At 60.9% G+C, this 18,444-nt stretch carries 19 protein-coding genes; 8 read left to right on the top strand and 11 right to left on the bottom strand.

The window, feature by feature from the left end; all coding sequences use genetic code 11:
* The first annotated feature begins 22 nt into the window (after window positions 1–22).
* Entirely contained in the window at window positions 23–643 is a 621-nt protein-coding gene (locus tag QP990_RS02115) for a GntR family transcriptional regulator (RefSeq protein ID WP_284798198.1), read from the top strand.
* Here the strand turns inward: QP990_RS02115 and QP990_RS02110 are convergent.
* The 3 genes from QP990_RS02110 to QP990_RS02100 all read right to left on the bottom strand — a co-directional run bounded on the left by QP990_RS02110 (window position 640) and on the right by QP990_RS02100 (window position 3,664).
* The gene (locus QP990_RS02110; RefSeq protein WP_198010446.1) at window positions 640–1,419 is read right to left on the bottom strand and encodes a putative hydro-lyase; all 780 of its coding nucleotides are present in this window, start codon (window positions 1,417–1,419) and stop codon (window positions 640–642) included. The two genes, QP990_RS02115 and QP990_RS02110, sit on opposite strands and share 4 nt — an antisense overlap.
* Entirely contained in the window at window positions 1,410–2,573 is a 1,164-nt protein-coding gene (locus tag QP990_RS02105; protein WP_034656254.1) for an NRAMP family divalent metal transporter, read from the bottom strand. The genes QP990_RS02110 and QP990_RS02105 overlap by 10 nt, the downstream gene beginning before the upstream one ends.
* 188 nt (window positions 2,574–2,761) lie before the next feature.
* On the bottom strand, window positions 2,762–3,664 hold the full coding sequence (locus QP990_RS02100) for an endonuclease domain-containing protein (protein WP_023020727.1): 903 nt from the start codon (window positions 3,662–3,664) through the stop codon (window positions 2,762–2,764).
* A 252-nt stretch (window positions 3,665–3,916) separates the two neighbouring features.
* On the opposite strand from QP990_RS02100, the gene QP990_RS02095 reads away from it, so the two are divergent.
* Window positions 3,917–4,960, top strand: coding sequence for an RNase H family protein (locus tag QP990_RS02095; protein ID WP_023020726.1), 1,044 nt, complete (start codon window positions 3,917–3,919; stop codon window positions 4,958–4,960).
* A 160-nt stretch (window positions 4,961–5,120) separates the two neighbouring features.
* Here QP990_RS02095 and galK read toward each other — a convergent pair whose 3' ends face one another.
* The 6 genes from galK to QP990_RS02065 form a co-directional block, all read right to left on the bottom strand.
* Complete coding sequence (gene galK, locus QP990_RS02090) at window positions 5,121–6,320, bottom strand: galactokinase (protein WP_023020725.1); 1,200 nt, start codon at window positions 6,318–6,320, stop codon at window positions 5,121–5,123.
* On the bottom strand, window positions 6,313–7,407 hold the full coding sequence (gene galT / locus QP990_RS02085) for a galactose-1-phosphate uridylyltransferase (protein WP_023020724.1): 1,095 nt from the start codon (window positions 7,405–7,407) through the stop codon (window positions 6,313–6,315). The genes galK and galT overlap by 8 nt, the downstream gene beginning before the upstream one ends.
* Window positions 7,407–7,649 (bottom strand): hypothetical protein, encoded by a 243-nt coding sequence (locus QP990_RS02080; protein WP_023020723.1) that lies wholly within the window; start codon window positions 7,647–7,649, stop codon window positions 7,407–7,409. Before QP990_RS02080 ends, galT begins: the two co-directional genes overlap by 1 nt.
* 10 nt (window positions 7,650–7,659) lie before the next feature.
* Window positions 7,660–9,309, bottom strand: coding sequence for a sodium:solute symporter family protein (locus QP990_RS02075; protein WP_023020722.1), 1,650 nt, complete (start codon window positions 9,307–9,309; stop codon window positions 7,660–7,662).
* An 11-nt stretch (window positions 9,310–9,320) separates the two neighbouring features.
* Complete coding sequence (locus tag QP990_RS02070) at window positions 9,321–10,220, bottom strand: hypothetical protein (protein WP_023020721.1); 900 nt, start codon at window positions 10,218–10,220, stop codon at window positions 9,321–9,323.
* 200 nt (window positions 10,221–10,420) lie between these two features.
* The gene (locus QP990_RS02065; protein ID WP_198010445.1) at window positions 10,421–10,864 is read right to left on the bottom strand and encodes a YdcF family protein; all 444 of its coding nucleotides are present in this window, start codon (window positions 10,862–10,864) and stop codon (window positions 10,421–10,423) included.
* A 133-nt stretch (window positions 10,865–10,997) separates the two neighbouring features.
* Between QP990_RS02065 and QP990_RS02060 the strand changes: the two genes are divergently transcribed.
* Genes QP990_RS02060 through rbsD form a run of 6 tightly spaced genes read left to right on the top strand, consistent with a single transcriptional unit; the run spans window position 10,998 to window position 16,665 of the window.
* Entirely contained in the window at window positions 10,998–11,987 is a 990-nt protein-coding gene (locus QP990_RS02060; protein WP_023020719.1) for a LacI family DNA-binding transcriptional regulator, read from the top strand.
* A complete protein-coding gene (locus QP990_RS02055; RefSeq protein WP_023020718.1) occupies window positions 11,984–13,528 on the top strand; it encodes a sugar ABC transporter ATP-binding protein in 1,545 nt (514 codons plus the stop codon). The genes QP990_RS02060 and QP990_RS02055 overlap by 4 nt, the downstream gene beginning before the upstream one ends.
* Window positions 13,525–14,466, top strand: a complete 942-nt coding sequence (locus QP990_RS02050) for an ABC transporter permease (protein WP_023027820.1) — start codon at window positions 13,525–13,527, stop codon at window positions 14,464–14,466. Before QP990_RS02055 ends, QP990_RS02050 begins: the two co-directional genes overlap by 4 nt.
* Window positions 14,467–14,478: 12 nt before the next feature.
* Window positions 14,479–15,393, top strand: coding sequence for a substrate-binding domain-containing protein (locus QP990_RS02045; protein WP_023027819.1), 915 nt, complete (start codon window positions 14,479–14,481; stop codon window positions 15,391–15,393).
* Entirely contained in the window at window positions 15,390–16,298 is a 909-nt protein-coding gene (locus QP990_RS02040; RefSeq protein WP_023020715.1) for a ribokinase, read from the top strand. The genes QP990_RS02045 and QP990_RS02040 overlap by 4 nt, the downstream gene beginning before the upstream one ends.
* The gene (rbsD, locus tag QP990_RS02035) at window positions 16,291–16,665 is read left to right on the top strand and encodes a D-ribose pyranase (RefSeq protein WP_023020714.1); all 375 of its coding nucleotides are present in this window, start codon (window positions 16,291–16,293) and stop codon (window positions 16,663–16,665) included. The genes QP990_RS02040 and rbsD overlap by 8 nt, the downstream gene beginning before the upstream one ends.
* Before the next feature lie 99 nt (window positions 16,666–16,764).
* Here the strand turns inward: rbsD and purE are convergent, their stop codons facing one another.
* Both purE and QP990_RS02025 read right to left on the bottom strand, forming a co-directional pair.
* Window positions 16,765–17,265, bottom strand: coding sequence for a 5-(carboxyamino)imidazole ribonucleotide mutase (gene purE / locus QP990_RS02030; protein ID WP_023027818.1), 501 nt, complete (start codon window positions 17,263–17,265; stop codon window positions 16,765–16,767).
* Window positions 17,266–17,289: 24 nt separating this feature from the next.
* Entirely contained in the window at window positions 17,290–18,405 is a 1,116-nt protein-coding gene (locus QP990_RS02025; RefSeq protein WP_051139247.1) for a 5-(carboxyamino)imidazole ribonucleotide synthase, read from the bottom strand.
* Window positions 18,406–18,444 lie beyond the last annotated feature (39 nt).

The raw sequence follows: 18,444 nt of genomic DNA, 5'->3' as shown, positions 1-18,444 counted from the left end.
ACTTTTTAGTACAGTTGTGAGCATGCTTTCCCAGTCTGTCGCCTCCGCGTTGCGCGAAGCCATTTCCGCAGGCGAATTCCAGCCCGGCGAGCGCCTCAGCGAGGTCAAGGCAGCCGAACGCTTCAACTGCTCGCGCAATACCCTGCGTGAGTCCTTCACGAGGCTCGCCGCGGAGCGCATTGTCGAGCGCATCCCTAACCGGGGTGTCTTCCTCGCAATGCCAGATGCAGACTATATCCGTGATCTCTTCGCCGCCCGCGCAGCCATTGAACCGGCCGCGGTACGTTGGGGCGCTTTTCCCGACGCCCCCTCACTCGTCACCCTCACTTCCTCCGCCTTCGACTACGCGGCGCGCGGCGAGCACCAGGAAGTCTCCGCCATCAATCAGCGTTTCCACCGCACGCTGGTGGCCGCGCTAGGCTCCCCCACCCTGAATGAGCAGATGGATAATCTACTCGCCCGCATGCGGCTTACCTTCCTCTTGGCCATCCCGCGCTACCCGCAACTACATGCGGACCATATTCAAGGAAATATCACCTTGGCCACGCTCATCGCAGATGGAAAACGGGATGAGGCTGCCACGCTTGCACATGACAGCCTCATGAATACGTGCGGCAAGATCCTCGCCGTGCTCGAGGATTAAGGAATGAGAAAATCTTGATCGCGGGCATTTGTCACTAACATTTGCCCCGGCGCGTGCGTGATAGCCAGGCGCGGCTTGGATTCCATCACGATGGCTTGTGGGGTGACACCACAGGCCCAAAAGACCGGTAGGCAGCCGTCTGGTACTTCTACCGGCTCGCCAAAGTCTGGACACGAGAGATCCGCAATGCCGATGGCCGCTGGGTCACCTACGTGCACTGGGGCGCCATGAACCGAGGGGTAGCGGGAGGTAATGCGCACGGCATCGGAGACTTGTGCGGCCGGAATCGGCCGCATGGACACCACCATGGGACCGGAAAAGACCCCGGCCGGGGTGGTAGGAATCGAGGTCTTGAACATCGGCACATTGCGCTGCTGGGCAATGTGCGCGACCTCTATGCCGTTATCCTGCAGGGCAGTTTCAAAGGTAAAGGAGCAGCCGATAAGGAAGCTGACCATGTCTGGGGTGTAGTACGAGGTGGCGTCGCCAAGCGTGGCACTGTGCTCACCGTTTTCAAAGACGCGGTAGGCGGGGATATCGGTGCGGATATCTCCACCTGGAAGTAGCTCGGAGGTGTACTGCCCCGCCTCTAGCACGCCCACAATTGGGCACGGCTTGGGGTTGCGCTGGGCAAAAAGCAAGAAATCGAAGGCGTATTCCTGCGGCACCGCCAGCAGATTAGCCTGCATAAAGCCACGGGCATGGCCAGCGGTGGTGGCCATTTCATGGGTGCGCGCATACTCGCGCACCTGCTCCGGGGTCCGCATTAAGCCCATAGTTCGGTGATGCCGGAAAAGGCCTTGAAACCAATAAAGATGGTCAGTACCCACGCCAAGGCGCCAATGACCAGAAGCCACTTGGGGTACTTATAACCATGCAAAAGGTCGCGGCGGCGCCAGGCCACCCACATCACGAGGGCAAAGCCAATGGGCAGGATAAGGCCGTTGATGGCACCAGCGAAGATGAGCAGCTTCTGCGGAGCGGAGTTAATGGCCACGAAGACCACCGTGCACACCACAATGAAGACGATGGTGAGGATATTACGGGTGCGCGTCGAGGTCTCCTGGGAGGTCACAAAGGACACCGAGGTATAGGCCGCACCGATAACGGAGGACAAACCGGCAGCGAAGAGGACTACGCCGAAGGCACGCAGGCCGAACTCGCCAGCGGCATGGTAGAACGCATCGGCCGCGGTGTTGTCATCGGAAAGCGCCACCCCAGTGGCTACCACGCCGAGCACCGCCAAGAAGAGGAGCATGCGCATGATGCCGGTTACCACGATGCCGCTGACCGAGGTATAGGTAATGTTCTTGACGTTTTCCACGCCGGTGTGGCCAGAATCAATGAGTCGGTGCGCGCCGGCAAAAGTGATATAGCCGCCCACGGTGCCACCGATGATGGTGGTAATGACGAAGAAGTCAATCTCGCCTGGCGCGACGGTATTCTTTAGTGCCTCGCCCACCGGTGGTTGGCTGACCACCGCGACGTAGAGCATGAGCAGGATCATGACCGCACCGAGGACGGCAACAAGGCGGTCAAGTGCCATGCCGGCTTTGCGGGAGAGGAAGATAAAAACGGCGATAGCTGCGGCGATGACGCCGCCGATGCGCGCATCGATGCCCAGCATCGCGTTGATACCGAGGCCCGAACCGGCGATATTGCCAATATTGAAGACCGCGCCGCCGATAAAGACGAATACGGCGAGGACCCAGCCCAGGCCGGGGAGAACGGTATTACCCAAGGTATTTGCGCGCATACCGCTTACACACAGCACTCGCCACACATTGAGCTGGATGGCAATGTCAACGAGGATGGACAGCATAATCGCAAACGCGAAAGAAGCCCCCATCTGCACGGTAAAGACCGAGGTCTGGGTCAAAAATCCCGGACCGATGGCGGAGGTGGCCATGAGGAACATGGCACCGGCCATGGCGCCGAGGCCCTTTGGCGGGGTCTTATCCTCCGCCCGCGCCGGAGTGGCGTGTGATGTCTCAGCACTCACTAGATTTTACCTTTCGTGATGCAGGTCGCATTAAATTTGTGATGCGCATCATCTTAAGGGTTGCTATGCCTTTTGTTCAACAACTTTTATGCTTTGTGGGGTGGCGCGGGGGTGATCTAGGCTACTTTCCTGCCGCGTTTTCCCAAGTGGCTAGCGATTATCCGCAATGCCTCGTCCGACGCTTTCACCTCGCTGGAACCAAAGCGCAGCACCACGTATCCGCGGTTTTCTAGCGCTCGCTGCCTTTTTATCTGCTGCTTGACCACGTGGACGGGCTCCTTGCCGTAGGTACCGTCATATTTGGCATCGCCATCGACCTCGACCACCAGCCAGCCATCGAGACAGAGATCCGCCCGATACTTCCCGAGCAGCGGTTTCTGCGGCTCAATTTTCACCTGCGGGAAACGCTCGATAATGAGGGCTCGCAGATAGGACTCATAGGGCGATTCCGATCCGCCATACGCGTGCTCGATAACCTTACGCATGGCTGCTTGTCCCCTAGTGCGCTGCATTCTTGCCAGTTCTTCGCGCAAGTCATAGGTGGTGACGCCGTGTTGCCTGAGAGCAGAATCGGTAGCTACCAGGCCATCTGGGAAGCCGTGTAGCCGGGCGATTTCGAGGCAGGTGCGGGCGGGATGCGTGGTGCGCACACCTGCTACCGTCACCGTGGATTCCTGGAGGGACTTTACCCGGCGGTACCGATAGCCCTTCGCGGTGAGCCTGCGTGGGGGAACGCTTCCCGAAGGCACCGCTAACTCCACCTCCTCCCCTTTCCTGGAAATTACCCACATTCCCCACAGCCGCGCGGCCGATTTACTGATGAGGACGGCGCGGTGGGTGCTCCACCCGGCAGCGACTACTTTGGCGAATTGTTGTTTATGGCGCACCCATTGCCTCCAGGTGGCCGTGGGAACGGCGACCCAGGGCGCTATCTGGGTGAGCTCACCGCACTGGAGGGCTAAGTGGTGCGGACTTTCGGCTCCGGCGTAACGAAGGTTGATGAAGTGATCTGTAATCATGGTTTCATCTTCACTACTGGAGGGGCGGAGCACGCGTCATGGGGCTCAGGAAGGTGAACTTCCGAGAACCTTCAGTGAGAGGCGGAACTTTAGGTCCAAGGTAATCGGGCCGAATTGAGAGCGTTGAGGCTGAGTTGAGGGCGGGTTGTGCTCAGATCGGCTCGATCACATTCGACCTAAGGGGAAGTAGTTCAATGCGGTGGTGTGCGGGGATAATTCAGCAGCGCGGTTAACCGTGCTTTACTAGAGATAATGGAACCCATCGAGCTCTCAGAACTTACCGGTACGCAATCGCGCACCTACGGTACCCGCAAGATCACCTCGGGCATGGTCTCGGCACCAATCCATGTTGCGGTCGCGCTCTGGGACGAGCGTTGGGATTCCGCCCCCAACGGCACCATCGAAGGCTGGGTCATCGCGGTCAATACTAAGCAGACGCGTTTTGTGCGCCGCGGCCAGACTAAGAAGGGCGATATCGTCGATATCGCCGTACGGGAGGTCAAACGCGCACTCAAGGGACTCGACGGACGGGTGTGGATTGTCACTGGTCGCAGGCAGAATGCGTTGCGAGCGGCACTCACGGCAGACGGTTTCACGGTGACGGGAAGCTTTGCGGAAGAAAATAGGGCTTCGAAGAGCGCGAGCTCCGTGCGCCGAAAACAAGCCGGCCTTACTGCACGGAAGGCGCGCAAGATGGGTGAAGCACCGAAAAAGAAGCAAGCGGCACAGGTAGAGACGCCGAAAGCACACTGGTGGCCGAACTTCTCGCGCGCCTCCTCATGGTCCAAGGGCGACGTGGTTCGCATAGCCACCGACGCTTCCTCGGATACCGTATTCAAGGGGTCGATGTGCTTCGTTGCGGGCAACGGCGACTACCGGTTACGAACTCGAGAAACCAAGGCGAGCACGGATGAGCTCGAGCTCGAAGCACTGACGCTCGCGCTGAAATACCTGCTCAAGGTGGGTGCGCGCAAGGCGGTTATTGAGTCCGATTCCGTAGCCGCTTTGGAGGCGGTCGAGCAGATTGTGCATAAGCGCGGCTCTAAAGCGTCGCGGCCGGGACGCACGTGGCGAGGGGTGTCTTCGGGTGCGCGGTCCCGATTCCAGCAAGCTTGGGGCGATATCCAAGGCCAATGCGAGGTCGACATTCGCCGTGTACTTGGGCATGCGGGTGATCCGCTGAATCGGGCGGCCGACCAGATTGCGTACATGGGGTTGCGCGCGATTGCGCATCCGATGAAGCAGTCTCGCGAGACTCTGCGCGAGGGGATCCAGAAAGCTCTCTTGGCGTTGTGACCCGAACGCTTAGGGCTTTGGGGCTGATCTGATCAGGCCGAATTGAGGGAATTAAGGCCGATCTGAGGCGGCCCGGCCTTCAGATCAGCCTGATCAGTATGGACCCAACGACAAGAGGCGCGCTGGGAGGGTCGCGGCTAAGCCGAGCCGGGCCGCGGAGTCAGACCAAGCGCCTGGCGCCTTCACCCGGACGCGCAACCAAGAAGGTAGGTTCCGGAAAGCCGCGCGAAACCGCAGCATCATAAATGGCTTGGGCGGTGGACTCGACGGAGGAGTGCGGGATGAGCGCGATAACCGCGCCGCCGAAACCACCACCGGTCATGCGAGCGCCCAGCTCTCCGGCCGCGGTAAAAGCGGAGTCGAGCTCCGGAGTGGTGACCTCATAAAGGTCGCGCAGAGAGATGTGGCTCTCGCGCATAAGACGCCGGAATGTATCTAGATCGGAAGATGCCAGCGCGGTAGCGGCATCTAGGGTCCGGTTGGTTTCTTCCACCACGTGGTGCACGCGGCGGCGATAGAGTTCCGCCTCGGCGGGATTGACGGTGGCGGCAAAGTCCACGGCATTCGAGATCTCGCGGATGGAGCAACCGGCGGCAGATTGGACGGCGTCGATGATGCCGCGGCGGGAGGCGTATTGGCCGTCGGAAAGCGTGTGCGGGGCATTGGTGTCCGCGATGAGCAGCACCATGTCTTGGGCCTCGATATTGAAAGGCACGCGCTCGACGGCGCCAGTGGAAAAGTCCAAAAAGAGGGCCTTGCCGCGCTGGCCAAAGAGACTGGCGTTTTGGTCCAATCCACCGGTAGAGGCGCCGACCACCTCGTTTTCGGCGCGAATGCAGGCTTGCGCCAGCTGGCTGCGGGCAGCGTCATCGGGAGAATGCCCGTGCGCGAGCTCATACGCGGCCACGGCCGTGGAGCACTCGAGGGCGGCAGAGCTAGACAGGCCAGAGCCGACGGGGACGTCGGAGACAATAGTGATATCAAGGCCCGTGCATGACAGCGTGCCCGCCGCGGTAGCGGCCCACACGGTGCCAGCAACGTAGCCGGACCAATCGGCGGGGTGGCCCGGACGAACATCGGCAAGCGGAAGCTCTGCATGGGCGATGGAGCCGTCGAACTCGGAAGCTATGCGGATAAGCCCATCGCTGCGAGGCGCGACAGCAACGGCGGTATTTTGCTCCAGCGCAAAGGGAATGGAGGCGCCGCCAGCGTAATCGATATGCTCGCCGATGAGGTTCACGCGGCCGGGAGCGGCCCACACGCCGGCGGGCTCGGGCGAATCCGGGAAGGCAGAGGCGAAGAGGGCGCGCGCAGCGGCAGCGAGCTCCTCATCGGTACGGGTCTCAATCCAGTTAAGCATCCCAGATCTCCTTGAACCGGGCGGCAATGCGCTCCGGGGTGGTGTCATTAATCCACACCGCCTGCGAAGACTCGGAGCCGGCGAGGTACTTCATGCGGCCGGGCGATCGCATAAGCGAAAAGAGCTGCAGGTGCATGCGGATGCCTGGGCGCAGTGCCTTGTCCACCGGTGCCTGGGTCCAGCCGGCGATATAGGGGGTCTTGTCCACGCCATCAAAGAAGCGGTCCACCGCGGAGTACAGCTTCTTAAGCAAGGGTGCGAGGTCGGCACGTTGGGCGTCGCTAAGCGCGGCGAAGTCAGGGATGTGTTCATTGGGCAAGACCATAGCTTCCAACGGCCATTTGGCGGCGGCGGGGACGAAGACGGTGAAGTGCTCGGTCTCAGCAATGATGCGGGTGCCGGCGGCGCGCTCACGATCGAGGAGATCCTGAAAGAGGTCGCCGTCGTAGGCCCGGGCGGAATCCACGATGGAGCGCAGGCGCGGCGAGAGGAATGGATAGGAATAAATCTGGCCGTGCGGGTGCTGGAGGGTCACGCCGATTTCTTCACCACGGTTTTCGAAGGGGAAAACCTGCTGCACACCGTCAATCTGGGACAACGCGGCGGTGCGATGAGCCCACGCCTCAATAACGGTGCGAATGCGGGATTCGGGCAAATCCTTGAAAGAAAGGGCGGGATCCTCGGTAAAACAGACCACCTCACAGCGGGCGCGCGCAGGAAGGCGCGGCACCATGCCAAACAGGTTATCCTCCTCGGGGTGCTCGATGTCGGCCGCGGTAGCAAAAGACGGGAAGCGGTTTTCAAAGACCACCACGTCATAGCTAGGGCTGGGGATCTCCGTGGGCAGCTGGCCTTCGCGCGTGGGCGCTAGCGGGTTCTCATTGGCAGGTGGCAGGAAGGTTCGGTTCATTCGGTGGGCGGCAAAGGCCACCCAGTCTCCTGTCAGGGGATCCCGGCGCATCTCGGAAGCAGGGGCTACGGTAGGGATATCGCGGGAATCAACGAGCACGCGGTCAGGGTGGGGCTGGTCGTCGAAGTAGAGGATTTCGCGGCCGTCGGCAAGCGTGGCGGAGGTAATCTCAACCATTAGTCTTCTCCTGGGATGGTGATGGGCTTCAGGCGCGCCCACAGCACAAAGGCGGCGGCCACGGCCAGCAAAGCAAGGCTTGCCCATAGGTTATCGCTGACGTTTTTGGCCTGCCCGGTATCTGGGTTAATGCCTGGGTCAAGGAAGAAATAGCAGCCGAGCAAGATGAGGCCGTAGAGGCCGAGGAGTGCGGCGATGACGTTGCGCAGGTCGAATGCGCCCGCGCGCTTTTTCTCAGACATGTTGGGCTCCTTAGGCAAAGATGACGTTGAGTGCTACGGCCATAACTAGGCAGATAATGCCCAGCGGGACGGTCTGTTGGTACCACGGCAAGGACTTTTCGGTGTAGTCCTCAAAGTGGTCCTTGGGGGTTACGGAGGAAACGAAGCCGACCAGCTCGGCATCCGGCTTGGGCTGGGTAAACAAGGTAACCACGATGGAGACCACGATATCCACGGCGAAGGCCACGCCGGCCGCGACGAAGGCGGTGCCCTGGCCTGGAAGGTTAATCATGTCCGTGAAAGAAGCGACGTACCAGAAAACGATGGCGGAACCAGTACCGGCCACCAGTCCGGACCAACCAGCGTGCGGGGTCATGCGCTTCCAGAATATACCCAAGATGAAGGTGGCAAATAGCGGCGCATTAAAGAAGCCAAACAGGGTCTGCAGGTAGTCCATGATATTGCCAAAGTTCTGTGCCAAAAGCGCGGTGAAGATGGCAATAGCGGTGGCGATAACCGTAGCGATGCGGCCGAACTTCAAGTAGTAGGCATCCTCGCGGTCCTTGACCACGTAGGTCTGCCAGATGTCATAGGAAATGACGGTATTAAAAGCCGAGATATTTGCCGCCATGCCGGCCATGAACGACGCCAAGAGACCGGCAATTGCCACACCCAATAGGCCATTGGGTAGCAGGTCGCGCATGAGCAGCAGGATGGCGTCGTTCGGCTCGGCGCGCTCCTCCATCAAGTCAGCCACGGACACGGAAGCAACCATGCCCGGAATAACCACCAGGAAAGGTACGAACATCTTGGGGAAGGCACCGATAATCGGGGTCTTGCGGGCCGCGGAAATAGAATCCGAGGCCATGGCGCGCTGGACTTCTACGAAGTTGGTGGTCCAGTAGCCGAAGGAGAGCACGAAGCCTAGGCCTAGGACGATGCCGATGACAGACCACACCGGGTTTTCGAAGCCGGAGATGTCCGTGCCCGGCCAGGTGTGGAAGTGAGAGTCATTGGCCACGGCGTCTTTTAACCCGCTCCAGCCGCCCACGCGGTTCAACCCAATAATGGTTAGTGGGGCAAGCGCGGCGATGATAACGAAGAACTGCAGCACCTCGTTATAGATGGCGGCCGAAAGGCCCCCCAAGGTGATATAGGACAGCACAATAAACCCGGCGACCAAGAGCGATACCCACATCTGCCAGCCCAATAGGGCCTCTACGATGGTGGCCAGCAGGTACAGGTTCACACCTGCAATGAGCAGCTGGGCTACGGCAAAGGAAATCGCGTTGACCAAGTGCGCGGCATTGCCAAAACGTTTGCGCATAAATTCCGGCACCGAGCGGACCTTGGAGCCGTAGTAGAACGGCATCATCACAATGCCCAAAAAGACCATGGCGGGGATGGCACCGATCCAGAAGTAGTGCATGGTTTGGAAGCCATACTCCACACCATTGGCGGACATACCGATGATTTCTACCGCGCCTAGGTTGGCCGAGACGAAGGCCAGTCCGGTCACCCAGGCGGGCAAGCCTCGACCGGAGAGGAAGAAGTCGATAGAGCTAGACACCCTGGCCTTGGCGGCCCAGCCAATGCCTAGAACGAAGAGGAAGTAGATGGCTACCAATAAGTAATCCGCCCAAGAGGCATCGAGCCTCAATACGGATTCAGCAGTCTCCATGGCTGACCTTTCTAGTTATTATTTTCTGCTGCCAGCAGCAGCGTATAAGTCTGTGGATTTTGAGCACTCAAGCGCGCGAGGTCTTCCCTGCTACGCAGCGCATTCGGCGGCGCGCTCATGGGCTCTACCGCAAGCGCCTTGCCTGGGCCTTGTTCCCGCGGGAAGTTGGCTGGGGTAAACATCTGCACCCAGTTCAGGCCCTCGCCCATCTCCAGCCGCACACCTTTTCCACCGGCTGTATATCTGGCCGTCAGCGGCCCTTCACCGTGGAAGCAATCGTCCCAATCCACCTCGGCGATGGGTTGGTGGACAATGCGCACCTGCTCCGTCTTGCCCGTAGGCAGGTTGCGCGCGTCTAGCACGTGGCGCTTGCCGACGTCCACACTCAGCACCGCTTCCTCCGCCCCAGCTCCCTGTGGGGAAAGGTAGAGGTGGAGGCCATAGGCAAAGGGAACCTCGCCGGGGTCCGCGGTGCGGGCGGTCAGCCGGTGGTGCAATCCTTGCTCATCGAGAGCATAGGTAGCCTCCAGCTGAATGGCCCATGGCCAACCGTGCCGCGGCTCAATGTCAAAAGCGAGGATCACTCGGCTTTCTGTGCGTTCTTTTACCCGCCACCAGTCCACCGCGAAGCCGTGGATGGCGTTATTGCGCTCCGGCTCCGTAATTTCTAGCTGGTGGACAGTCCCCTGCCATTCAAACCAGCCATCTTCGGTGCGATTGGGCCACGGCGCCAGCACCACACCGGCCATCAGTGGTGGCTTGCCCTCATAGCTTTCTACCAAGGGTGCGCCGCGATAGGTCAGCGCCTTTACTGCACCGCCGAAAAGGGCAATCTCGGCCGCGTAATCGCCATGAGAAATGGCGACGCTGGGGTATTCAGCGTCAGAGCCAGCCGCTCCTCCACTGGTCATAACAAAGACCTTTCTGGCTATAACTTTCGTTGGATTTAGCCTAGGAGCACGGCAAAGCGCCGGTCAATCGTTTGCATAATAAGGAGCGTATATCTACCGTTTCACCAGCTCACCGCCATGGAGTTAACCTGCAGTTAACCTCTTTCGGGGGTTGAGGACACCTGAAAGGGACTCAACAGCCCCCCAACTAAGCGGCAGTGCTATCTACACACCCGCCGCCACGCTATTCGCGCTGCGGAGTGCGGGGTAGCTAGAACTTCACGCAGATAGTTACGCGGCATTAACCGCCACGGGGTGCGCGCGGGATGCACGCGCACAGCAATACCTAGGTGCCGGGCCCACAGCGTTGTGCGCAGGACATGAAAATCATTGGTCACCACCTGCAAAACGGCGTGCGGGGCCAAGCGGTGTGCATTTTCCAGGTTCTCATTGGTACTCGTGGCGTCTGGCTCCACCACTACTCGCTCAGCAGGTACGCCGCGCTCAATAAGATAAGTGGCCATCGGACCTGCCTCGCCGCGACCAGAGACAATAATCTGCTGGCCATGATAAAGGGCCAGCGCTTTATCCAGACGCGAACGCAACATAGCGCCGGGATAGCCGTGGGTTACGCGGGAACCCAACACGAGGAGCGGGTCAGACATGGATACCAGCATAGACTCGCCACACCTTGACAGAAAGATAGAAAAGGCCTTAGGTTTAACTCGAGCATGCAATCGATTGCACCCCGTAGGGCCAGACGATGGCTCATACGCCTTAAAACCCAAGGAGGTCAGCATGGCCGGAACCACCCTTAAAGACGTGGCCGCTGCTGCTGGAGTATCCATTTCTACCGCGTCCCGCTCACTCTCGGGCAACCCTGCTATCTCTGAATCCACGCGCCAACGTGTCAAGGACACGGCCGTCAAGCTGAACTATAGGCCCAACGCCCAGGCCCGCGCCTTGCGTAGCTCCCGGTCGAATGCCATCGGTCTAGTCATCCCCAGCCTGGATAATGCCTATTTCGCCGCGATGGCGGCAGCCGTTGAAGAGGCCGCCGATAAACAGGGTCTAGCCACAATGATTACCAGTTGCGGCGAGGAACCACAGCGGCTAGTCAAGGCCCTCGATGCCCTCATGGAACGCCAGGTGGACGGAATTATCGCCGTACCGCTCGAAGGTGCCGAAGAAGCGCTCGAGCAGGCGCGCACCTACCGGCCGCTCGTGCTCATTGACCGGACCCTGAGCCAGATTCCCGCAGTGCTATCAGATCCACACAAGGGAATCGAACAGGCCGTGGAACAGCTCAAGGAGAAAGGGCACACGCATATCGGCTACCTGTCCGGCCCTCAGGAAACCTCCACCGGCCGGCAGCGACTCGAAGCATTCAAGGCCGCCACGCGTGGGATGCCTACCCACATCCACCACGGCAGCTACCGCCACCGCGAAGGTTATAAGGGAGCCATCGCGCTCCTGCAGGAGGGCGTCACCGCGCTTATTGCCGGCGATTCCATGATGACTGCCGGTGCACTAGAGGCCTGCCATAATGCGGGTAAGCGCATCGGAGAAGAGATCGCGCTCGTGGGCTTCGATGATTTTATCTACCTGCGCTTCCAGCCCTCCCCCATCTCGGTAGTGGACCAGGATGTTGCACGGATGGGCGAGACCGCCACGGCTAAGCTCATCGCGGCTATTAACGAAAAGCGCCAGCCAGAGGGCGAAGTGCTAGACACCCGCTACATCCCACGCATGTCCACCGCCCACCACCTCAATGAGGCCACGCCATGAGTGACCACGTATTGCGCTTAGAAAGCGTAACCAAATCCTTTGGCCAGGTAGAAGTCATTAAAGGCGTGGATCTCACCGTCCGCCGGGGTCAGGTCCAAGCCTTGCTGGGTGAAAACGGCGCCGGAAAATCCACGCTCATCAAGATGATTGCCGGTGTCCACCAACCAGATTCCGGCCGCATTGTGGTGGATGGCGCAGAGGTTAAAATCCCCGACACCAAGGCCTCCGAGGCGTTGGGCATCGCCACCATCCACCAAGAGCTCAACCTCGTTCCCACCATATCGGTGGCCGAGAACATCATGCTCGGGCGCACCCCGCGCCGCTTCGGGTTGGTCAACCACAAACACCTCAAGGCACAGGCCCAAGCCGCGCTGCATCTCATCGGCTTGGACGTGGACCTGGATATGCCGGTGGGTGAGCTCGGCGTCGCCAAGCAGCAGCTCGTAGAAATCGCAAAGGCGCTGTCCATGAATGCGCGAATTCTTATCCTGGATGAGCCCACGGCCGCGCTCACCGGTAAGGAGGTCGATGCCCTCTTTGCCGTGCTTGAGGAGCTCAAGGCCAAGGGCGTGGCCATGATTTTTATCAGCCATCACTTGGAGGAACTAGCGCGAATTGCAGAGACCATTAGCGTGCTGCGCGATGGTTCTTTCATTGCCGAAGTCCCTGCCGATACGGACGAGGACGAGCTGGTCCGGCTCATGGTTGGCCGCGAGATTGAAAATCAATACCCGCGCAAGGTTCCCCCTGAACACGGCGAGGCCCTACTAGAAGTCTCCGAGCTGACTTCCGACGGCGCCTTTCACGACGTCACCTTCTCCGTCCATGCCGGCGAAGTCGTCGGCCTAGCCGGACTCGTGGGTGCTGGCCGTACCGAGGTCATTCGCGCCATCGCAGGCGCCGATCCTTACGATTCCGGCTCCATCCGCGTTGGCGGCACGCAGCTGCGCAGCGGCGATATACGTGCCGCCATCCGCGCCGGCGTGGGCCATATCCCGGAAGACCGCAAGTCCCAGGCGCTCGTCCTTGACGCCTCCGTGGGCGATAACCTGGGGTTTGCCACCCTCTACCCCACCGCCAAGGCGGGGCTTGCAGACCGCAGCGGCCAGCACCGCCGCGCGACAGAAGTAGCAGAAAAGCTGCGCATCCGCATGGCGGATCTCTCCCAGCCCATCCGCAACCTATCCGGCGGCAACCAGCAAAAGGCGGTCTTCGGCCGCTGGGTACTGGCCGGTTCCAAGGTCCTTCTGCTCGATGAACCCACCCGCGGCGTCGACGTCGGCGCCAAGGTGGAAATCTACAACATTATTAATGAGGTCACCGCAGCCGGTGGCGCCGTGCTCATGGCCTCCTCCGATTTACCCGAGGTGCTCGGCATGTCCGATCGCATCCTCGTCATGTCCGGTGGACAACTCGCCGGCCAACTCCCCAAGAACTCCACCCAAGACGAGGTCATGGCCTTCGCCGTATCCAATGTGACCTCCGCTACTTCCGCCGCTGCTGCCGCACCTGCCGGAACTGACCCCAAGGATGAAGCTTGACCAAGAATCGAGTAGTTAACTGGGCGATGAATAATGGCGCACTCGTTGGCCTTATTGCCCTGTGCATCGCGCTGTTTATCGCCACCCCGTACTTTCTTACCGTGGCGAACCTGCTCAATATCGGCATCCAGGCCGCCACGGTGGCAATCTTGGCCTTCGGCATGACCTTTGTCATCGTCACCGCTGGCATCGACCTTTCGGTAGGTTCGGTCGCCGCGCTCGGTGCCATGGTCTCGGCCTATATGTTCTCCACCGCTGGTCTACCTGGCTGGCTCACGTTGCTCATCGGCCTTATCGTAGGAGCGCTGGCCGGCGCCATCTGCGGCATGGCCACCGCGTGGGGCAAGATTCCGTCCTTCATCGCAACGCTGGCCATGATGTCCATCGCCCGCGGACTTACCCTGGTCATCTCCCAAGGCTCGCCCATTGAAACCGCCCCAGCCGTCAACGCCTTTGGCGGCGATATCGCGGGCTTTCCAGTTCCAATCATCATGATGGTCATCGCCGGGCTCATGTGCTGGTTCATCCTAGAGCGCACGGTACTCGGCCGTTCCATGTACGCCATCGGCGGCAACCTCGAGGCCGCCCGTCTCTCGGGCCTGCCGGTCAAGCGCATCCAGATCGCCGTCTTCGCACTCTCCGGTTTCTTTGCCGCCTGGGCCGGCATGGTCATGGCAGGCCGCCTCGAATCTGCGCAACCTCAGGCCGGCACCGGCTATGAATTGGATGCCATCGCGGCCGTCGTCATCGGCGGCGCCTCGCTCTCCGGCGGCCAGGGCAAGGCCACCGGCACGCTGGTCGGCGCAATTCTTTTGGCCGTTATCCGCAACGGTCTGAATCTGCTCAATGTCTCCTCGTTCTGGCAGCAGATCGTCATTGGTTTGGTCATTGCGCTGGCCGTCGGCTTCGACGTTATCCGTAATAAGACGGCCAGCTAAGGAGCACCCACCATGAAGAAGCTCATCGCCACCCTTCTCGTGCCCGCCCTCGCGCTTGGCCTTGCCTCCTGCAATCGTTCGGAAGAAGACCGCAACCGCATCACGCTAGCGCTGTCGACACAGACCAACCCCTTCTTCATTGAGCTGCGCCACGGCGCACAAGATAAGGCCAAGGAGCTCGGCGTTCCGCTGGATATCCAAGACGCCTCCGATGACCCCGCCCAACAGGTCAATCAACTGGGCAATGCCACGTCGATGGGAGCCAAGGTCGTCGTGGTTAACCCCACCGATTCCGATGCCGTCGCCCCGGCCGTGCGCGGCATCAGGGATGACGGCGTGCCGGTTATCGGCGTGGACCGCGACGTCAACGGCGTAGAACTGGATTCCATGGTGGCCTCCGATAACGTCGCCGGCGGCGCACAGGCGGCGGATACCCTCGCCCACTCCATCGGGGAAAAGGGAGAGATACTTATCCTGCAGGGAACCGCCGGTACCTCCGCCTCGCGCGAGCGCGGCAAAGGCTTTGCAGAGCAGATTGCGAAGTACGGGGATATTCGGGTCGTCGGCAAGCAATCGGCGAATTTTGACCGTACGGAGGGCCTCAACGTTGCCACCAACCTGCTGCAAGCCAACCCCGATATCAAGGCGATCTTTGCAGAAAACGATGAAATGGCGCTCGGCGCGGTCGAAGCCTTGGGCTCGCGCGCCGGTACTGAGGTCAAGGTGGTGGCTTTTGACGGCACCTTCGATGGCCTCAAGGCGGTCAAAGATGGCAAGCTGGAAGCTACCATCGCCCAGCAGCCCGCAGAGCTCGGTGCCCGCGCCATCGAACAAGCCGCAGCGCTCCTGCACGGTGGCACGGCGGAGAAGAACGTCCCCGTCGAGGTCATCACCGTCACCCGCGACAATGTAGAGGATTTCCAATGAGCAAGCTAACCGTCGTCGGATCCATCAATGCCGATCTCATCGTCCACGCCGAGCGCCACCCGCAGCCCGGCGAGACCCTGCTGGGCTCCGGCGGCGAGATTTTAGCTGGAGGCAAGGGCGCCAATCAGGCAGTTGCGGCGGCGCAGCTGGGCGCCAACGTGGCTTTTGTGGGCGCGGTGGGCTCCGATCCTTATGCTGAGCCCGCCATGTACTATATGCGCACCTCCGGAATCGATCTGGGTGCTGTAGAGCAGGCCGATACCAATACCGGCCTCGCCGTCATTACCGTCTCGGCCGATGGCGAGAACACCATCGTCATCTCCCCCGGCGCCAATGCGCTTGTCGACGCCCCCTTTGTCACCGCCCGCGCCTCCACCATCGCCGATGCCGACGTGGTGCTCCTCCAAGGCGAGATCCCTGCCTCTGGTTTTCAGGCGGCAGTCGACGCTGCGCAAGGTCGCGTGGTGGTTAACCTCGCTCCGGTAGTCGAGGTCGACCGTGACTCGCTTCTGCAGGCCGATCCCCTGCTGGCCAACGAACACGAAGCGGGGCTCATCTTGGACCAGCTCGGCCTACCTGCAGACGGCGCCCCGCGCGAACTCGCCCACCGCCTGGTAGAGGCAGGCTTCCGTTCCGTCGTGCTGACCCTTGGCGCCCACGGCGCCCACGTTGCTACCCCGGATGGCGGCGCGGATATCCCCACCCCGCGCGTGACCGCCGTGGATACCACCGGCGCCGGCGATGCCTTCGCAGGTGCCTTTTGCGCCCAGCTCCTCGCTGGAGCCTCGCTTGTCGATGCCGCCACCTTCGCCGCCCGCGTCGGCGCCTTCGCCGCCACCGGTAACGGCGCGCAGCCCTCCTACCCCACGACCGCATCCACTTTGCCGGAGGTCACCAATGCGTAAGTCCGGTCTCCTTAATCCCGCGCTCGCCGGTGCCGTTGCGCGCCTTGGCCACACTGATACCTTTGTCATCGCTGATTGCGGCCTGCCCATTCCCCACGAGGTGCCGGTCATCGACCTCACTTTGATTTTTGGCATCCCCACCTTTGCCGATACGCTGGCCGCCCTCCTCGACGAAGTCGTAGTCGAAGCCGCCACCATCGCCGATTCCACCCCGACCGAGGTGCGTTCCTTGCTTCCCGCAGTACCCCTCACCGAGGTCTCCCATGACGACCTCAAACGCGAAGTTGCCCGCGCCTCCTTTGTCGTGCGCACCGGTTCCACCACGCCGTTTGCCAATGTCATCTTGCGCTCCGGCGTGCCCTTCTAGCGTTCGTCGACGTCACCGCGCAGAAGACAAGCACGTTTTGCCGAAACCTCCGCGGTTGTGGCTAAACGTGCTTGTTTTATTTACTTCTTTTCCTAAGAGCTACTCTCCCAGCAGCTTGTCGCGCAGGTTCTTATCCTTCTGCTCGACTTCCTCGGCCATCTGCTTTTGGTAGTCCACCATCTTGTCCTGTATAGCGGGGTCACCTGCCCCGAGAATGCGCGCAGCAAGCAGGCCGGCGTTTTTTGCACCGCCGATAGAAACGGTGGCGACCGGCACACCGCTAGGCATCTGCACGATGGAAAGAAGGGAATCGAGGCCATCGAGCTCCTTCAAAGCGCGCGGGATGCCGATGACTGGCAGCGGCGTGGCCGCTGCAACCATGCCGGGCAAGTGCGCGGCGCCACCGGCACAGGCGATAATCGCTTTCAGGCCGCGGGTATGGGCTTCTTTTGCGTATGCGAGCATCTTTTCTGGGGTGCGGTGAGCGCTGACCACGCCAACTTCGAAGGGGATGCCAAAGTCTGCGAGGACCTGGGCGGCGGGTTCAACGGTGGGCCAATCAGAATCAGAGCCCATGATGATGCCTACGTGTGGTTGCATGCTGTCCTTTCTATAAGCAGAGTTTTATGCCCATTCGGCGTGCACGAGAAAGTGCGCTGCCTTGCGGGCGATGGTCAGGGTCTCGTCGGTGTCCTCACCGGTAACGTTGACGTGGCCAATCTTGCGGCCGGGACGGTGATCCTTGCCGTAGAGGTGAATCTTGGCCTGCGGGTAACGCTTCATTACTTCACGAACGCGCTCCGGCATGGGCATGGCAGGATCTTCGTCGGCTCCCAAGACATTGGCCATGACGGTGACGGGGGCAAGCGCATCGACCGCACCTAGCGGGAGGTCGAGCACGGCGCGCAGGTGCTGCTCAAACTGGGAAGTAACACAGCCGTCCTGAGTCCAGTGACCGGTGTTATGCGGACGCATGGCCAGTTCGTTAACGGAGATATCCTCGCCGTCGGGACCGTCAAAGGCGAAGAGTTCTACGGCGAGCACGCCGGTCACGCCCAAGGACTCGGCAATAGATAGTCCCAGCTCGGAAGCGCGCTGGGAAAGTTCCGGGGTAAGGCCGGGGGCGGGCGCGATGGCCTCGGCACAGATGCCGTTTTCCTGGCGGGATTGGGTAATCGGCCACACCTTGGCCTCACCGGAGGGGCGGCGGGCAACGAGGATGGAAAGCTCGCGGGTCAGGTCCACCTTTTCCTCAGCCATGAGAGGGGTACCGGCCTCGAGCAGCTCGGAAACCAGCTCAAAGCAATTATCGGCGGTGGGGAACCACACGCCCTTGCCGTCGTAGCCACCGCGGCGGGCCTTGAGGCAGACGCGACCATCGACGGCGTCGAAGAAGGCGCGGGCATCGGCCACCGAGTCGATCGCAGCAAAGCGTGGCACGGGGGCACCAAATGCGGCAAGCTTTTCGCGCATCTTTAACTTGTCCTGCGCGTAAATGAGGGCGGTGGGCTGAGGTTGGACGTTAAAACCGGCGTCGATAAGCGCGGCGGAGTGTTCATTGGGCACGTGCTCGTGCTCGAAAGTGATGGCATCCGCGCCCTCGGCCACGCCGCGCAGCTCCTCCAGGGAGGTATAGTCCCCCAGCACCACGTCCGGGGTGACCTGCGCCGCGGAAGAATCCGGCTTGCTGGCTAGAATCCGCAGGTGAATACCGAGCTCCGCGGCGGCCGGCTGCATCATGCGGGCCAGCTGGCCGTCGCCACAAACAGTTACAATAGG

Origin of the sequence: Corynebacterium sp. MSK071 (genome assembly GCF_030232125.1) — a bacterium.
GTDB classification, from domain to species: Bacteria; Actinomycetota; Actinomycetes; order Mycobacteriales; family Mycobacteriaceae; genus Corynebacterium; species Corynebacterium kefirresidentii.
This window is presented reverse-complemented; position numbering and strand designations above follow the sequence as displayed.

Coding starts and splice junctions, on each gene's coding strand:
- QP990_RS02040 (WP_023020715.1), top strand. CDS start 15,390: ATGAGCAAGCTAACCGTCGTCGGATCCATCAATGCCGATCTCATCGTC.
- QP990_RS02080 (WP_023020723.1), bottom strand. CDS start 7,649: ATGTCTGAGAAAAAGCGCGCGGGCGCATTCGACCTGCGCAACGTCATC.
- galK (WP_023020725.1), bottom strand. CDS start 6,320: ATGCTTAACTGGATTGAGACCCGTACCGATGAGGAGCTCGCTGCCGCT.
- QP990_RS02055 (WP_023020718.1), top strand. CDS start 11,984: ATGAGTGACCACGTATTGCGCTTAGAAAGCGTAACCAAATCCTTTGGC.
- QP990_RS02025 (WP_051139247.1), bottom strand. CDS start 18,405: ATGATGCAGCCGGCCGCCGCGGAGCTCGGTATTCACCTGCGGATTCTA.
- galT (WP_023020724.1), bottom strand. CDS start 7,407: ATGGTTGAGATTACCTCCGCCACGCTTGCCGACGGCCGCGAAATCCTC.
- QP990_RS02115 (WP_284798198.1), top strand. CDS start 23: ATGCTTTCCCAGTCTGTCGCCTCCGCGTTGCGCGAAGCCATTTCCGCA.
- QP990_RS02105 (WP_034656254.1), bottom strand. CDS start 2,573: ATGGCCGGTGCCATGTTCCTCATGGCCACCTCCGCCATCGGTCCGGGA.
- QP990_RS02070 (WP_023020721.1), bottom strand. CDS start 10,220: ATGACCAGTGGAGGAGCGGCTGGCTCTGACGCTGAATACCCCAGCGTC.
- QP990_RS02065 (WP_198010445.1), bottom strand. CDS start 10,864: ATGTCTGACCCGCTCCTCGTGTTGGGTTCCCGCGTAACCCACGGCTAT.
- purE (WP_023027818.1), bottom strand. CDS start 17,265: ATGCAACCACACGTAGGCATCATCATGGGCTCTGATTCTGATTGGCCC.
- QP990_RS02075 (WP_023020722.1), bottom strand. CDS start 9,309: ATGGAGACTGCTGAATCCGTATTGAGGCTCGATGCCTCTTGGGCGGAT.
- rbsD (WP_023020714.1), top strand. CDS start 16,291: ATGCGTAAGTCCGGTCTCCTTAATCCCGCGCTCGCCGGTGCCGTTGCG.
- QP990_RS02060 (WP_023020719.1), top strand. CDS start 10,998: ATGGCCGGAACCACCCTTAAAGACGTGGCCGCTGCTGCTGGAGTATCC.
- QP990_RS02045 (WP_023027819.1), top strand. CDS start 14,479: ATGAAGAAGCTCATCGCCACCCTTCTCGTGCCCGCCCTCGCGCTTGGC.
- QP990_RS02095 (WP_023020726.1), top strand. CDS start 3,917: ATGGAACCCATCGAGCTCTCAGAACTTACCGGTACGCAATCGCGCACC.
- QP990_RS02110 (WP_198010446.1), bottom strand. CDS start 1,419: ATGGGCTTAATGCGGACCCCGGAGCAGGTGCGCGAGTATGCGCGCACC.
- QP990_RS02100 (WP_023020727.1), bottom strand. CDS start 3,664: ATGATTACAGATCACTTCATCAACCTTCGTTACGCCGGAGCCGAAAGT.